Raw genomic sequence first — 16651 nt, 5'->3', positions numbered from 1 at the left:
ATCAGGCAAGTTGTCCTAATTGCCCTGCGGCTTCTGTTTCCAATACCTTTCGTAAAGCCTTACCCATTTCTGCTGCGACCGGACGAAATTCAGCTTCGCTGAAGAAATTCGATTTCGCATTATTGCACCAGTAGCAGCACCATCTGATATTATGCAGTTCATCATATTCCAGAAGTGGGCTCATGCGGTCCAGTTCAAGCCTCCGCCCGCGTTTTCCATTCCGGGTAGCGTAAGGCCTTAACAAAAATAACCGGTAACATTCTTCATTTTTCAATCCGCAGTAGTGACATCCTTGCTCAAATATCTCCAGGTTAAACCAATCCTCAAACATGGTGAAAGTGGTCAGCTTGAATCCCTTTACCAAAACTCCCCGCTTGGTCAGGTATTCTTTTTTACCATCGAATATCTTTTTAAGTTCAGCTCTTGTCATCCGGTATTATTGATACACTGCGTTATAAAAATCGATCCCTGTTTCTATCATATCCCTATCATCAGAAGGAAAAAGTTTAAACTGATTAACGTCACCGATCCGTTTGAGGGAAAACTGCCTTGCCAGATCACTCAGATCCTGCGAACGGCCATCGATCATCCAGTGATCGCCTCGCGGCAGCATGTAGCTCGAATATTTTAACTGAATATAGCTTTCTTCGCTGTCCGCAGCCCAACCGTTATTTTTAGGCTCGGAAACTAATTTGCCGGATGTGATTACTTCGTGTATGATACTATTCACGTGGTAACCCCTCAGTGAGGTGCTGCCCAGGCGTACGATTTCGAAACTATCGGTATCACGGATCGCAAAGATATTGTGTGAGGTCCGGGTGATACCGGGATATTTCAGAAAAAGCTTGATCCATGCAGCACGCTTTGCCTTTAGGCCGGTTTGTGTGATTTCTTCCAGCTTATCTTCGATGGTTTCCTTTCTGCACATTTTAATCAGGTTAAAATAATTATTCAAAACCTTCTTAACACGGTCATCATCCTTGGTCGTCAACACCCGGTGCCATTTATCACCCTTGCCGAAAAAGTACAGCCCGCCAAAATAACTCGGACCAATATAGACGCGGTAGTTACCCACCGCCAGCATACTCCGGATAACCAGGTCATCGGGAATCTTTCCAAAGATCTGATAAAAAGTTTCTGCCACATAAGCAAGGTCGTCTCCTGAAAGCAGCTCTTCAAAATTGATCATATCGCCTTTCAAATAATGATGATCTTCCAGCCGGTGGATGAAAACTTTATTTACCGGCTTGTCTGATATGACTCGGGCCTTGAATATCTCTGCGAGTATGTTGTCCTTCCGGTATTTAAAGCCGTTCTCTTTATCCAGCAGTCCATGGTAAACATCCTCGTCATATACCAGTTCACAGGTTTGCATGATTTCCTGGTAAAAAGACGTACGGAGGTCACTTACAAAAATATCTTTGGTCTTGTTGTTGCCTTTCTGATTGATCTTCCAAATGAAATTCCGGCATATCCGCAGGTAATCCTTCAGGTTGTCTGAGCTATCGAGTGCCGGTTCCTTTTCCCGGAGAAAATAATAGATGATCGCATAGAGCAAGAGCTTATCGGCATGAGCCAGTACCTGTTCAGTATTGATCAGTTTTTCAAATAAATTGACCTGGCTGTCAAAATATGCGACCCTGGCCTCCTTATAGCCAGGTGAGAAAACCGCTTCAAAAAAAGCACCGATATTATCTTTGAATTTACCCGAGCTGCCCTTTGAAAACAGATCCAGTGAACGCATCAGAAAGCTGACATTCGCCTCATCCGCATATATCGTTTCAATTACCTTAAAATCAGTAAAATCGTAAGTTACGCCTTCCAGGCTCATTGTGCGGTAAAACAACATCTCCGAAATGAAATCAAAATAATTCATGATGCAATCGTCCATACCCTTGGCCTTACCATCTTTTACGGAAAAATCCCAAAAGAGGTCGCACCAGCGGCCATCAATATTGCGGGCAAAGTCCTGGTGCATCGATGGATGGATGTCTTCGAGAAATTTGATGAACTGCGCCTTGAAATTTTCATAATCAGTCAACGCCTTCCCGCGCGCATTCATTTTGATGTAAAGGTCGTCTGTCATTTCCAGATGCCGGAGGTTCAGGAACTGGAAAGTAACCAAGGGTTCTTCGGTATCCGAAAGGCGCTTATAAAAACCGGAAGCTTCACCAAAACGCAGATGAATTGCATCCAGCATATTGAGCATCCCTTTAATTGTTGGATCATCGTTCCAGGACAGAAAATACCAGGCGCTGTTGCGGATGGTTTTCGAAAGCCCGTTAAACTTTTGATCATCATGCGGAAGAAGTTCTGCTAACTTCAATTCGTGTATTAATAAAGCGTTACAAAACTCCCGTGAACTGGTCCTCGTTTCGTAAGTAAAACGGGAAAAATCATCATTGAGCAGGATCGATTTAAATTCTCCAAAACAGCCATCCAGATGCGCAAGATACCAATGCAACAAAAACAACGTAGTCAACCGCTGCTGGCCGTCAAGCGGAATAAATTTATCCGATTTTTCAGAAGTCCCGCTTACTGTTCCATAAACAAAATCCAAGTCAATAGGAAGGCGCTTGTCCAGGTGGATAAAAAGCGCATCTAAGAAAGTAGTGCGGATCTTTTCTTTAGAGGTGCGCCCCTGCGCATAATCACGTTGGATGATGGGCACCTCGATAATGTATTTTTTTTCTTTAAAAAGATTGATGAAAACAACTTTTTCACCAGTAGCGGTATTAACCGCAGGTTCTATAATTTCCATGGATCAGTTTACAGGTAATAGTCAAGGACTTCATTCATATTAGCCAAATAGGCACTGGCGTCACTTTTTTGCCAGAACATAACATCATTCAATTCATCAGAATAATACTTCAGGAAAACATTCTTTGTGCAGACAGGTACAAAGAGCCCCCCGATGTCATTTTTAAGGATTTGTTTCCTTTTAACCGGGAATACTGCGTTCTGGTAACTTCTGTTCGTTGATGAATCCAGGAGGGTCAGATTAGCGATGGAATGGGTCAGTGAACTGCCGCTGCTACTTTCCGATTGGTCTCCCTCTTTAAAATATCCGATCACGCGATGATAAAGAGACTCAAATTCTTTATCACTATAGGATTCTTTTTGCAGCAGGTTAATGAGTTGATTGACTATTTCATTGATCTCGGGCGAGCCCTTTTCATAGTGATCGAATACCGTGTTACCGGTAAAATAATCGCGAACGTTTTCCATCCACCGGCGGCTTTTACCAGATGAAGGCATTTCAGATGCAACAGAACTAATGTGCTCAATGTCCCAGCTTTGTTTTTTGAATTCGTCAAACTGGAACCGGACGTTGGACCCTTCATTCTGCAGAATCGTTTCGATGTTATGTAAAAGGAGAACGTTCCTGACCTTACCGGTATGGGAATAAGTGATCTCTTCCAAGTCACCTAAATCGAGCTTTTCCCTGATTTTATCTTTGAGAAAATCCTTGAATGCCGATTTGGTCAATTTGCCGGATTGATCGAACAAATCGGAGATTTTGGAACCGGTAATGATCAAAAAGCCTATATAATGAAAGAGAACACGGTCATTGTACCATTCCTCCAGCGTCATGAAATACCTTTTGACCGTCATCCAGATCGGTCCAATACCCTGGTTCTCAAAATCCTTACTGAATTCGATGAAGGTATGGTAATCATCGTGTTTAGCCATTTTACCTTTAAGCAGGTCAAAAATAAATTCGATCCGTGTATCGTATTTGGTGCTGTTGTCATGAATGAAATACCAAAAAGGATCTTTCTGCAGCGTATTTTCCATGCGGTCCCATTCAGAAGCGATCTCCAGTTGCCTGGCATAAATATGCTGGCGTTCTTTCTCGCTGAAATTATCTTTCCGTAAAAAAAGCGCTTTGATCAGTTCCGCGTTGGTCAGCGGGATCTTGCCCATATTGATCCGTGTAAAAATAGATACCGCTTCCGCAGGATCGATCTCGTACCAGATGAACTTCACATTCTTGCCGACCTCGTCATTACTGAGCAGCGTGTTCAACAAAGCGTAACGAACGCTGCCATCCTGTCCATCGAACCATTTTCCGATGGCGTTATAAGCTTCCCACATATGAAAATAGTCGATATTATCGTTTTTTTCAGCCTCGTTCAACTGCTTGAGAAAAGCTTCACTTCCCGGGCGTGTATCATAGGAAAGGGTGTATTTCGTTTTCCCGAGGAACAACAGGCCATCCTTCAGATAAGTCAGGATTAAATAAATAGTGGTCAGCCGTTGCTGGCCGTCGACCAGAATCCATTTTCCATCGTCTTCGATAACCACTAAAGGCTGGAGGCAATAGTACACTTCCTTGCGGGAGTTTTGATTTTCAGTAAAAAAGGACCAGATGTCATTCAGAAGCGCAGTTACCTCTTTGGGGGTCCAGCGGTATCCGCGCTGGTAATCGGGAACTATAAAAGAATCTTTTAGAAGGTCATTAACCGGCCTAAGCCGAAGGTTACTTTCGCTCATATGAAGTAATTGTGCAAGGTTGTTATTAAGTGTTTAAACATAATAAATCTTAATCTTATTTTCGATTCAGATTAAAAAATAATATTTACCAATAATACATTGGCATCATAGGAAATCAGGTTGCGCTAGTTTAAAAAAGATAATATCTAATAATTTAAAAGATTAACACACACATTTGCACGGCTTGCTCTCCAGTGTCGCAGATCTGTCTTCTATCCTGTCGTATTTGCTAAATCATATTAGTTTTTACATCAGCTTTCCGGGAAACCGTAAATATTTAAAAACCAGCTTAACTATCCTTGTATCAAAAATAATAACATGGAAAAAACAGAAGCTATTAAACCAGGCCCTAAGCCTAAAAAGGATGATGGTACTGACGACAGAAGACGTCATGTTGATCTGCCAAACGCGCCAAAACATCCAACTTTGCCAAAACACAATCCGGCAAAACCCAAAGGCAGGTAAATAATATCGGTTTACCTTGATGACCCGTTAGATGTCCTAACGGGTTATTTTTTTAATGCTGCTTTCCTGGTCTTGGGCTTACAATTACGAATTTGCGCCAGATATATATTAAACCCAAAAGCCTCTAAAATCCGTTTATAGCTCCTAAGGGTAACTTTACTGAAGAACGGCAGATTAAGCGGTTTGGTTGATGTTGTAATGATGCCAAACACGATACTGTATTCAGATGCAGTAGGCCTTTGCTTTGGGAACAATAAATCATAAGGCGCTTTTAGGGAAAATTTCTTTCTTACTGCCTCTCGGAAACCCTCGTCCGTTATAAATAATTCACCGGATACATATCCCTGTGCAAACAAATGGCTCAGGTTCGCGGAGCCGCCATACTTTTTTACATGAAAAAAGACAGCATCATCGCTGAGTACATCACAGACTTCTATTTTGCTCGCACCTCCTCCATACTGAATTGTTTTCGCATCCAGGCATAAAGCATTCAGCGTTCGGGCTAAATGATTATTGTAATCATTTTCATCCTGATGGACAAAATCAGGGAGTTTTTTAGGGTAATGTTTGACAGACCGGGTTTCCTCTTCTACCTGTTTAACAAACGAACTTTCAATTCTATACCATTTTCCCTTATCTAAAAAATACAATTCCTTATTATATCGAACCTCTGCATTTAAACATTGAAAAACACTCCAGCTATGGTTATAGTTATTTTTGGATTCCTTCCAACAACTGATCACGTCGTTCTCCAGCTGTTCGATGGTAACCGGGGTTCCGGCTTTCTCGGCAAGGTAATCTTCAATATCAAGATCTTCTATGAGGTCGTCTTTTTTCCTGGCAGAATACTTAAACCCGTTAAAATCGGCCCAATCGATGATCTCGGGGATAGCCAGCCAGGCATCAACACGGGTAGTTCCATTCAAACCACTGATCAGCAAACCGTTTAAAATCGAAAGTATCTGCTGATCTTTAACTTCCCGGATCTGATCGATCCATTTGAATTCTTTGGTATAGTCCTTCTTATTGTAAATATCAAATACCTTTTTTAAAAAATCCCCGATGTTCCTTACATCTGCTTTTGCCGTAACGCTCAGCGCGTCTTTCCCGGAAATTACCTTTCCAAAATCCTGATAAGCGCTCGCGCCGGCAATTGATTCTATCAGGTCCCGCTCAATATTTATTTGAAAATCATCTGTCCCGCTTGCCCTTGAAATCTGTTCAATGCTGATCTTAGGATTGGATGATATTGTTCGCTTACCTACGCTCCTGATCGCGCTTGCCTCTATCACATTTAACGTGGTGATAAGCCCAAACCGGCTTTCTACCGCCAGTTCCTTCATTAAATGTCGTCCCATTCCGAATGGAATACCGAAGATGCGGTCTGTTTTGCCAGCTTTGAGTTTGACCAATAAAACAGCTTGTGTATTCGCAACCTTAAATGCACTGGGATTTATAGCCTCGTGGTTGCAGAAAAAGTCACCGATCCAGGCAGGTGTTTGGGCATATGAATCTTTGTAATACAGGGTTCCCACTCCTGGAATAACCGCCCGGTGTAAGCCTGGTGAACTGGGATCTTTTACAACTGTATCAAACTCGTTATATTCATCTTTAATAAGATATAATTTGAGTTTGTTGGATACTTCTTCCGATCGTTTTGCCATGCCGGTATGTTCTATTTCTCAAATCCACAAAGTGTCCGGCCATCCTTTTCAGCATCGGATAAGCTCATTTTTAAAACGCGGTGCTGACAATGGCTCAAGCCCCGGCAATCATTCCGCAAATGGTATTTTTTACCCTTAGCTCCGCTACAGATGTAAACAGTGGTCGGAGGGTTAGGGATTGTATTCAACAGTAAAATCAGGGATAATAGTAGTGTTTTCATGTACTTTTAATAATTGATAAGTATTCAAAACTAATAGATAGTAATCGCCAATATTTCCGGGTAACCGTAAACTGGTCAGATCAGGCCCAAATCCTTGCAAAACCCAATCAACTGTTGATTTTTGGAAAAAGACATCGCCGTCCTCATGAATTTCAAACGCTTTTCAACACTGCTTAAACCATAAGGTGGCATATTATTGAGTTCCAGCCAATCCGCGATCTCTTGTTGTGTATAGCCCTCATTCAACAAGCGAACGATCGCTTTATCATGTTCAGTAAATTGGTGCTGGTTTTCCTGGGTCCCAAGCGATCTATATTCACGGGGATAGAACCGACGGTTTAGGGAGAACTGTTCAAGCGCATCCTTCAGTTCTTTGGCGTCACCACGAGCTTTGCGAACGTAACCGTCGATGCCCAGTTCATCGTACAACCGCCGAATGACCATCACTTTACTTTCCGCAGAAAATACCAAGATCTTCAGCCATGGCTGCAATTCCTTTGCCTTGCGTATCAATTGCATACCGTCAGGCAATTGTTTCGCGGTACGTTCATCTTCAAAATACAGATCCGTGATCAATAAATCGAATGGTCGTTTATCCGTAATTGCTTTAGTCAACAGCGCAATAGCATGATCAATGTGATAACTATGCAAGGGACGTGGAAGCTGCAAGCTTTCGAGCGTTATTCTGAGTGATAAATTCGCGACGTCCTGATCTTCGACAATAAGAATATTTTCAAACTGCATATTAGTGTGTAATCGGTAACCGGATTGAAACATGAAGGCCTTTAACCTCCCCAGCGCCAAAACTAATAGAACCATGCAATGCCTCAATACGGGAAACCGTACCCGACATCCCTTTACCCTTTTTTTGCTTTTCGCCAAGACCGATGCCATCGTCCTGATATTCTATATACAAGCTATCATCGACAGCAGAGAAATCAACATGCGCCTGTGTTGCCCGGCTATGTTTACTCATATTGACCATCAGTTCCTGTAATACAAGAGAGAGCTGTTCCTTTACTTCCCAACCTGCTTTTTCCCACAACTCCGGTTCGTTTCCGGTTACAGCGAGACGTGTCATTGGCTTCTTGAAAGCGTATAACATGGTGTTGATCCGTTCCGTAAAATCAATGGCCAATTCTGGTTCATCATGGGCGATATTCCTGGATACATCATAAATCTTCTCTAATTGATCGAGCAGGCTCATCCGGTCCATATCAGGCTGGTGTTCGACCTCACTCATCGTTCGATAGATACCATTAGCTACTTTATCATGTACGATCTGCGATAATCGCAGTTTGCTATCCTGGATATTGCGTTCCGCTTCTATTTGTAATCGTTGCTTACGCCTCCTATAGAACCAAATTCCCACGATTGCTCCAAGTAATGAAAGCGTAATGACCGCTATTAACTGGTAACGCCTTTCGCTATTTTTCTGCAGCAGGTCCAGGGTCTCCGCTTTTGCTTTTTCGACTTCGTAACGAATAACGGCGAATTGATTTCTGGCTACATTCCGCCGGGCTTGAACACTATCGCTGGTTCTTTGATACTGGAGAAAATAAGCTTTCGCTTCCAGACCCGGTGTAAGCGAGATTAGCTTTCCCAAGGCGTACAACTGGTCATCTGCATTGTGAAGTTTGTTCGCCGCCGCAAGCATTTGCAAGGCATACATCAAAGCAGAATCCGGTCGGCTCTCAGTATAGTAATCAGTAAGATGCGCATAACTGGAATTCTGTCCCGGAAGATCATTTTCATGAAGCCGAATTCTCAGCGCCCCCCGCAGTTCCGGACCCGGATCATACCGCTTGTCCAGCAACCATTTCGTGCTTGCCAGATTAGTGATCACCCGGGCGTACGACAATCCCTCATATCCAACGATTTTCAGGGCTGCCCGGTAACTCTCAATTGCATCACTGAACTTCTTTAAGTCCTTATAAGAGTTACCCTGATTGTTCAAGAAATACTGTTTAAGTTGAGAATCTTCGGTGTATTGCAGTGCGATCTTATAATAATCGATCGCGCGCTTATGATCATTCAGATTCGAAAATGTCATACCAAGCTGGTTATAATCCGTTGCCAGATAACTCTGATGTTTAGGATTATGTTCATCCAGGGATTTTAAAGATAATGTCAGACTTTCCTGCGCGCCATAGTTATCACCTGCGTCAACCTGTATGAAAGCCATATTCTGATAGGCCAGTGCGACTTGAAATTTATCGGTGGCATTAGTTGCGGAACGGTTAAAGTAGAAAAAAGCCGAATCCTGATTTTTACTTAACCAGTTGTATCCCTTACGGTAATCCGCCCAGGGATCAGCCAGCTGTTTTGATTTAGGCTGCTGGCACGCGGTAAAGGCAAGTAATAACAAAAGATAAAGTGATAGATTTTTCAAGGTTTTTTACCCCTAAAATAAAAAAAATAAGGCAAACCTGGTTTGCCTTATTTTTTTCATACTAACTTCCCGGAGGAGGGGGCGGCGGGGGCGGATGGCCGTTATCGCCGGTGGGATCAGTATTTGAAGTTGTAACTGTTTGATTATTATTTCCGTTATTACATTTATGTTGCGCCGGGCCGACACAAGCCAGCCATAACGCCAAAAGAATTTTCAGCATTGTCAAAAAATTTTAAGAGTTGATAAATCCTGCAGCGCCCCGGAATCAAATTCTGGTGCGGGCCTGCAAACCGCGTAAGAGGCGCCTCTTACATTTTTGGGGAAGTGAGAGCTTAAACAGCGGAAGCAGGTACCCGCTTCCCTGGCCGGTTAGCTACTGCCGCTGTCTTTACTCACAGAAACCGTTCGAATCGATTTCCTGGACAAATATGCTGTCAACCAACCGGCTTAATATCAACCGTTTCCGGTATTTCCGATATTTCCGGTGTGTTTCCAGTATTGCGGATCGATTTCCAGAAAATGTTTTAGATTTATCCTTAAAAAATTTGAAATGTCTGAGTCAGAATATAAGCTTTTGGTCCTGGCGGACTACGATGAAAAAGCATTGAAACAGCCTTTGCCTGCTGAATTATTGGTACCGACCCCGGGTAATATCAAGGCCGAGATCGTTAAAATCTGCGAGCAGGGCCTGACCGTCGGCGATGAGAAAATATTACGCTCATTTGTCGGTGAGAAACTTGATGCAGCAGGCTATCGGAACGCATTTTTAAACCGTAAGGCAGACCCGTTCAGGCCACTCGTGGGCGCACTGGAAAATAGGTCTGTAAAAACCCATATTAGAAATATAGACCTGCTCGCCTTACTCATTGATTACAGGCCCCGCCCTTATCATCCCGGACTGGAAGTACCCGAAAAAAAAACAATAACTGATACAGCTGCAACCGGATCCCAAAATGAGTCCGAAACAGGAACCGTACCCCTAGCCGGGAGCCAGGATGTACCATCTTTAGAAGATAATGGAATAATTACCGAACCACCTCCGGCAGAGCTTTCTAAAGAGATAACTGAAAAGCAGGGTGATGAAAAAGAAGAATCTGATTCAGAGCAAGGCCATAAGTATTATAACAAACGTATGCTGTTCTTCGTGTCAGTGCTCTTTTTAGTATTAAGCGCCGGTGGGTATATATACTGGCATACAGGCACCAAAGAATATACGGGCCATGAAAAATGTATGGTATGGAATGATGACCGTTATGAACCTGTCGAATGCGATAAAACGACGGCTTTACAATCCTATCCGATTAACCAGCAATGGGTAGAACATTTCAGACGGATCACTACCCCCGATACTTTGACTCCTTATTCCGTTGGAAAAGTCTGGTATGCCAATTATAAAGGCAGAATGGAGTTCTTCAATGACAGTGCAGCTTTTCCCCTGGATACCAACCGCCGTTTACTCCCAATGACAGATCATATATTAAAAAAATACGTTTATCATATCAGCAATTAATTTCCTTTACGGTTTCCCGTAAAAAACTCCTTTGCCGTTCCCTTAATTTTGGCTAACAATCACTCATAATGGTCAAAATTTCAAGAGATGGAAGTCATAGTTACATACGATATCAAAAGGAACCACACCGAAATTAAAAAGGAGCTTTTATCACTCGGTTACGTAGAAACAATCACCGGCGTCAGCCGGGGTACCAATACTTCCGTAATACAACAATTACCAAATACTACTTTATTAAAATACCATGCGGTAAGCACGAATGCCGTATTAGATCAGGTAGTAGGCGTCATCAGCAAGCATAACGGTGGCCTTGAACGGATTTTTTGTGCTCAGCTTGCTGATCCTTTAACTTGGAGCGGCCAATAAACCTAAACCTTATCATTATTACAATATGGAAGTGATCGATCAACAAGTCATCAATGACAATAAAGAAATCTACGCTAAGATCCAGACGGAGCTTCTTAGTGCCGAATTCGAAATACTGATTGCCACCGCCTGGTTTACAGATGAAGAGCTATTCAACATTCTGCTCAGAAAGCTTGGGGAAGGTGTACGCATAGAGGTAATCATTGCGGACAACCAGGAAAATGAGAAGCTCGATTTCGCCCTGCTCTCCTCAAAAGGAGCCAATGTTCAAAAAATCAAGAACAGCGGCTACGGCATCATGAACCAAAAGTTCTGCGTGATAGACCGGCGGCTCGCCCTTCATGGTTCCTATAACTGGACGGTAAATGCTAAAAAGAATAACCAGGAAAGCATTATCAGTACCAATCACCAGGAAACCATTGATTCGCTTATTGAGAACTTCGGCGCAATCAAAACGCGGATACTCGGAGACCCGATACCATTGAAGACCGAAAAACCTAAAGGTATTCCGGTAGAAATTCCTGTCAAAGTCGGTACCGATTTTGAAAAAGTTCTCGACACGATGATTGCTGCCGAAATCGGGAGCTTCGACCGGCAACTTTTGCGGGAACAGGGATTTGAGCGTTGCAAAGCCAATAAGGGTGATCACCAGGTTCTTTATAAAGCGTTCGACACCGTTTATTCTGTTTTCATCAATGACATTGATGTAATAGAAGACAAGAAGAAACGACTTGTAGCCAGGATTGAAGAGCATCGCGTCAGAACGATCGATTTACTCAACAGTAATAGTCAACAACACCTGGACCATTTGGAACGCGAACACGAACTGAATAAAACCAAACTGCTGACCCGCCGTACTAATTTAGCCGCAGAAATCGACATCGTTTACAAGAATGTCTCTGACATCAGATCGGAAAAAGTACCGGCCGCGGTTAAAAACAAAGTTCTTGTTGAAGAACAAATAAAAGCAGCGGAGCGGGAGTTCATAACTCCCCGGGTCAAATGGTTTGAACTTATTCCGACCAGCGTATTTTGTCTGGCCTTGCTTATCTATTTGTTTGTCTTTTATTCTTCAGCCGCATACATCCTGCTTTTCAGTGTGGCAGACGCCAAAGCCGCCCAAATGGCCGGCTCCATGACGGGCGCTTCCGTCCAGGTATTTAACCCCGCTGCGCTCGGAAAAGCACTGCATAAAGGAGGAACTGCCTCTTTGTTCATATTCCTGTTCGTATTTATCCCGCTTGCATTCGCCGTCATTGAGGCTTTTGTCCGTGAAGTGTGGAAGCAGGTCGCCTGTTTTATTTTGGGTATAATAGTTTTGGACGGCGCGGTTGCCTTTAAAGTGACCGAAGCAGTACATGAAGTAAATTACCTCAGCGGTAACACCACAGAGAAATGGCATCCGGGTCTGGCCTTCACAGACACTAACTTTTACCTGGTGTTTGTCTTCGGGGCCTTTGGTTTATTTTTATTCAAGATCGTTTTCAAGAAATTGATGCAAGGGTTTGAAGACCGGAACCCGGACATCCTCATGCAACGCAATCAGGTACTGATCAAGCAACTGCGCGAAGAGACCGGACGCTATGAGCTTGATATTTCCCAACTCAAGCAGGAAGCCAGTGATTTAGAAAAACAGGCGATTCAACTCAAAGCTGACGATACGCATGCTGAAAATGAGCTAACAGATTTGCCGATCGCCCTGAACCGCGAGGTTAAACGAAATAAGGACCATTTGTCAACGGATATCAATACCATCGAAAAGACCGCCGCCATTTACACGGTGCATGTTCAGTCCGATAACCTGCCTATTTCTGTGGATGCATTAAAAGACCGGATCAACGTTTTTCTGGAGGGATGGAATGACTATTTATTCGCGGAATTCGCTGTAGCAAGGGCTACCCTGAAAACCACAGAAGCTTATGATACCGCCATGGCTTGGCAAAACGAAAAATTACAAACTAACAAAATTGATAAACGCGTAAAATTCAATACCGGTGTATAAGTTATTCATTGCAATTCTCCTGACCCTCATCGGTTCAACAACAGGCAGTCCTGTCCGTTTTTCAAAAGCCGAGGGAAAGTTAACCATTACCCATTTCAATATTACCTTCGCCCCTGATCTCTCCAACCGTGTGAATCCAAAACTGTATAAACGGCCGCTTAATGACCTGGAACTGTTGCAGATAATCAGTGGCAAGTTACACCCCGATATCTTAAATTACAGACGATCGCAAAACCAACATGACCGGTTATTGGTAGATTTTATCAATAAAGGTTTAATCAGCCAGTACGGGGTTCACACAGATAAGCTTCTCATTGATTTAGGTGATCCGGGCAAATTCCCTAACCAATTGGCCAGAATTAATTATATCATGATGGATAAGCCACCAAAGCGTACCCTTGCTCAGGATATAGCGGGTATGAACCGGGAATTTGACCGTGTTTATAACAAAGCGATTAAAGATAATGTCGGCGCGGATATCTGGACTTACCTGGATCAGGGAATTGACGATAAGAATGTATTCGCGGATGAAAAACCAGTTCAAGATGCGGACAACGACATCGTCTATGTCAATCATTTTCGCAATGTGTTGATCCTGCCTACAGACGGCTATATCGAGGCTGGCATTTTTGGAAAAGGGTTTGATCTTGGCCAACAAACCATCAATCGTTTCCGGAATGCGTTTCTCGCATCCGGCGGTACAGACCTCCAAAAGTTTTTCAGGAAGAACCCCTCCTATCATATTAAACCTGTTCATAATGAGCGGTTAAAACACCTGGAAATTCTTATACTGGAGATGTACGATCGTTCCCTTACGGCCGCAGGATCTGCGACAGTGCACCCCACGGATGTGGAAATTATGAAGTTATTCTGGAGCGATTGGTTACAACAATCCGGAGTTAAACACTTTGAGTTACACCCCTGCGCGAATTCAAAAGATGAGGCCCAGAAAACGGTTATCAACTTCTTAGGGGTTAACAAATAGAAACTTAACGTTTACACCCTATTATCTCTGTTTAACATTTACAATTTGTACAGAAAAAGTCAACACACACGCATTTGAAGCGTGTATGTTGACCTTGAAAAACAATTTTGATAGTTGAAACTTCGTAAGCTTTCCCTACTTAAACCGCGTTAAGGATTGTCGTGAAAAGCCCGCAGCGCGCGAAGCAAGCGAAGACTTGCAACAAAAGCCTGCGCCGGAGGCAACGTCATAAATACTTAGTATCTTCCTTATTTTCCATGAAATCATGAACATTTCCCCTCCTCCCACAAAATATCACCCAACAAACCTACCTACCCGATTACCATCCAATCATCAATATCCCCAAAAGAAAGTTTCCCATCTAAAAAAATACAACCCCATAATCTCTTAACCGTTCCATATCCTTCTTCTACCATATCCAAAACCCTTTAAAATTCTTCCCTACCCCCTGATTCCTTCCGCCAGGCGGCACTTAAAACAACATCAACAAAGCATTGTTCAAATCCCCGCTGATCACCGGACACCCGCTCAAAGAAATTCCCATATCATCAATCCGCAGGATTGATTCCCTGGAAGGCCCACAGCTGGAAGTCGTCCAGCAATTTTCTCGTGGCATTATCCAATTTGTAGATCTTCTGAACGTTGATAAAACACACGTAAAGGGATATCAGCATCAGGACGGATGACAGGACCAATAAGAAAAGGCGCATCCCGGAGATCGTGGAGATCTGGTGTACTTTCCCTGTAACGGTGGATTCGATAATGGTAAAGGTCAATATCCTGGTCAACAGAATGAATCCTAAAGAAATCAGCGGGGTCATGACCAGCACTTTGATCACCATACGGCGCGTGCGGTGTGCCCAGGTGAGCGAATTGATGCCCTGCATGGAGACCAACGGATTGCCTAAATGCGAGATTTGGGTATCATAGGGCACGACATTGAAAACCGTGTACCCTATCAAGTTATGATAAACCTCCTGGCAAAAAATGATGATCTTCGGATCCGTGGTTTCCCCCAAATTTTTCTGAGTATAATAGACATCACCCAACAGGCGCCCAACCGTGAAATGCTCCCTCCTGACCTCATAATACAGCCAGGTGGAAGCGACCATTAATATCAGCGGCCCGAAAACCTGTATATCACTGGCCATTACCTTGATGCCGACAATCGGCAGCTGGTACGTCTGGGTGGATATCCATTCTTTGATGATGCCGTCCCTGATCAGGTTGACATCCCCCTTATTCCTCATATACTGTAAGGCGAAGTCCCTGTTCCAGGAATAGAAATAGGAAAATAAGGACATGATGAAACCGGAGGAAACCAGGGCCAGGAAGATCAGGCTGTACCTTGACCTGCTGGAGGTATCGTTCGCTGTTTTTATACGGGTCCGAACAGACTCTTTCCAATTTGAAAATTCTTTTTCGATATAGATATAATCCCGTAAGTCCGCCATTACAGATAATATTGGTGAATTGCATTTTCAGATCATCAGTGTCCTTCAAACCATGACACCGCCTGTTAAATAAAAGATTGGCCGGCTCTCGAGGATATGATCATCACCGGGAAATATTTCAGCCATGATAGATTGTTACCAGAAGTTTAGCAAGCCTGATCCCCGACAAAACCACCCGTTTTTCACCAAGCGGCGAGGCATCCTTTAAATACTGGACATGTACTGTCGTTGGGTGGCTTTGTGTGCCGGCGACGGTCCCGTCCAGATAGGCGAACTGTTTGGCGGCCAGAAAACTTTCTTTCAGGATCCAGTCTGCTATTTTGGGGTTGGCGCTGAGCTCGGGCAGGTTGCTTTCCTTATACTTATCCATGGCCAGGAGCCGGCTGGCATTAGCCGGATAGGTTTTGACCTTGCCTTTCACCAGTTCATCCCACACGCCGTGCAATTCCCTCGGGCTTCCCGTATCGATCCTGATAAAAGTTTTCAGTCCGCCACTGTCCCCGCCAGGGTTATCCGCATCAAATAACTGGGCCGTATGCAAGGGCTGATGGATATCCTCGATCAGGTGGAACAGCCAGGCCAGATTTACCGCTTTGGCTGAAGAGTTGCCAGCTGCTGGCAGGTCACGGACCAGTTCATTTAGTTTTTCCTGCGCGTTCGGGCTTTTGGGCTGCTGTGGAATCGCCGATGAGCCCGGCGCAACGAAGGGGTAATCGATATAGTGCCATAGTTTATGCGTGCGGTCGCCATCAATGAAATGGGGTATTTTCTTGGCATCATCGGGATAGGTCGATGCCAACATAAACAGGCCTGCATCCTGTTCATCCGGCTTTAACAGGGCGAGCGTATCCTTCCAATGCTGCTGGTTATACCAGGGGTGCAGCCTGAGTGTCGCCAGTACTTTGCTCAGCACGGCAGGGTTATGTACTTTTAAATAATAATAGGCGATCGCCCCAGCAGTCATATGGCCGCTGCCGTCCCAGGCCCATACGCCGGAAGGCATCAGCAGGACAATAATAAATACAGTGATTCTCTTCATAACAAACAGACTTAAGTACTGAATGTCAAGTTATTAAAATAAATAAACATTCCAAA

14 protein-coding genes are annotated in these 16651 nt (G+C 43.7%); 5 read left to right on the top strand and 9 right to left on the bottom strand.

Annotation, left to right across the window (positions count from 1 at the left end):
- Position 1: 1 nt before the first annotated feature.
- From HYN43_RS02610 to HYN43_RS02600, 3 genes are read right to left on the bottom strand one after another with little or no spacing between them, the layout of a single operon-like run.
- The gene (locus tag HYN43_RS02610; RefSeq protein WP_119407972.1) at positions 2-430 is read right to left on the bottom strand and encodes a hypothetical protein; all 429 of its coding nucleotides are present in this window, start codon (positions 428-430) and stop codon (positions 2-4) included.
- A gap of 6 nt (positions 431-436) precedes the next feature.
- Complete coding sequence (locus HYN43_RS02605) at positions 437-2761, bottom strand: GmrSD restriction endonuclease domain-containing protein (protein WP_119407971.1); 2325 nt, start codon at positions 2759-2761, stop codon at positions 437-439.
- A gap of 8 nt (positions 2762-2769) precedes the next feature.
- Positions 2770-4497 (bottom strand): DUF262 domain-containing protein, encoded by a 1728-nt coding sequence (locus HYN43_RS02600; RefSeq protein ID WP_119407970.1) that lies wholly within the window; start codon positions 4495-4497, stop codon positions 2770-2772.
- A gap of 318 nt (positions 4498-4815) precedes the next feature.
- Between HYN43_RS02600 and HYN43_RS30120 the strand changes: the two genes are divergently transcribed.
- Positions 4816-4962, top strand: coding sequence for a hypothetical protein (locus HYN43_RS30120; protein ID WP_162996273.1), 147 nt, complete (start codon positions 4816-4818; stop codon positions 4960-4962).
- A gap of 44 nt (positions 4963-5006) precedes the next feature.
- On the opposite strand, the gene HYN43_RS02595 is transcribed toward HYN43_RS30120, so the two are convergent.
- From HYN43_RS02595 to HYN43_RS02580, 4 genes are all read right to left on the bottom strand, one after another.
- Positions 5007-6626 (bottom strand): TIGR04141 family sporadically distributed protein, encoded by a 1620-nt coding sequence (locus HYN43_RS02595; RefSeq protein ID WP_119407969.1) that lies wholly within the window; start codon positions 6624-6626, stop codon positions 5007-5009.
- 11 nt (positions 6627-6637) lie between these two features.
- Positions 6638-6847, bottom strand: coding sequence for a hypothetical protein (locus tag HYN43_RS02590; RefSeq protein ID WP_119407968.1), 210 nt, complete (start codon positions 6845-6847; stop codon positions 6638-6640).
- 75 nt (positions 6848-6922) lie between these two features.
- The gene (locus HYN43_RS02585; protein ID WP_162996272.1) at positions 6923-7591 is read right to left on the bottom strand and encodes a DNA-binding response regulator; all 669 of its coding nucleotides are present in this window, start codon (positions 7589-7591) and stop codon (positions 6923-6925) included.
- A gap of 1 nt (position 7592) precedes the next feature.
- Positions 7593-9239 carry a tetratricopeptide repeat-containing sensor histidine kinase gene (locus HYN43_RS02580; RefSeq protein WP_119407966.1) on the bottom strand — a complete coding sequence of 549 codons (1647 nt, stop codon included), beginning with the start codon at positions 9237-9239 and terminating at the stop codon, positions 7593-7595.
- 550 nt (positions 9240-9789) lie between these two features.
- On the opposite strand from HYN43_RS02580, the gene HYN43_RS02575 reads away from it, so the two are divergent.
- The 4 genes from HYN43_RS02575 to HYN43_RS02560 all read left to right on the top strand — a co-directional run bounded on the left by HYN43_RS02575 (position 9790) and on the right by HYN43_RS02560 (position 14102).
- Entirely contained in the window at positions 9790-10749 is a 960-nt protein-coding gene (locus tag HYN43_RS02575; protein ID WP_119407965.1) for a hypothetical protein, read from the top strand.
- An 87-nt stretch (positions 10750-10836) separates the two neighbouring features.
- The gene (locus tag HYN43_RS02570) at positions 10837-11115 is read left to right on the top strand and encodes a hypothetical protein (RefSeq protein WP_119407964.1); all 279 of its coding nucleotides are present in this window, start codon (positions 10837-10839) and stop codon (positions 11113-11115) included.
- Between the two features lie 25 nt (positions 11116-11140).
- Positions 11141-13117, top strand: coding sequence for a phospholipase D-like domain-containing protein (locus tag HYN43_RS02565; protein WP_119407963.1), 1977 nt, complete (start codon positions 11141-11143; stop codon positions 13115-13117).
- Complete coding sequence (locus tag HYN43_RS02560) at positions 13110-14102, top strand: hypothetical protein (protein WP_119407962.1); 993 nt, start codon at positions 13110-13112, stop codon at positions 14100-14102. The genes HYN43_RS02565 and HYN43_RS02560 overlap by 8 nt, the downstream gene beginning before the upstream one ends.
- A gap of 548 nt (positions 14103-14650) precedes the next feature.
- On the opposite strand, the gene HYN43_RS02555 is transcribed toward HYN43_RS02560, so the two are convergent.
- Positions 14651-15556: a hypothetical protein gene (locus HYN43_RS02555; RefSeq protein WP_162996271.1), complete on the bottom strand. Its 906-nt coding sequence runs from the start codon at positions 15554-15556 to the stop codon at positions 14651-14653.
- A 118-nt stretch (positions 15557-15674) separates the two neighbouring features.
- The gene (locus HYN43_RS02545; RefSeq protein WP_119407959.1) at positions 15675-16595 is read right to left on the bottom strand and encodes a S1/P1 nuclease; all 921 of its coding nucleotides are present in this window, start codon (positions 16593-16595) and stop codon (positions 15675-15677) included.
- Positions 16596-16651: the final 56 nt, after the last annotated feature.

The organism is Mucilaginibacter celer, assembly GCF_003576455.2.
GTDB classification, from domain to species: Bacteria; Bacteroidota; Bacteroidia; order Sphingobacteriales; family Sphingobacteriaceae; genus Mucilaginibacter; species Mucilaginibacter celer.
This window is presented reverse-complemented; position numbering and strand designations above follow the sequence as displayed.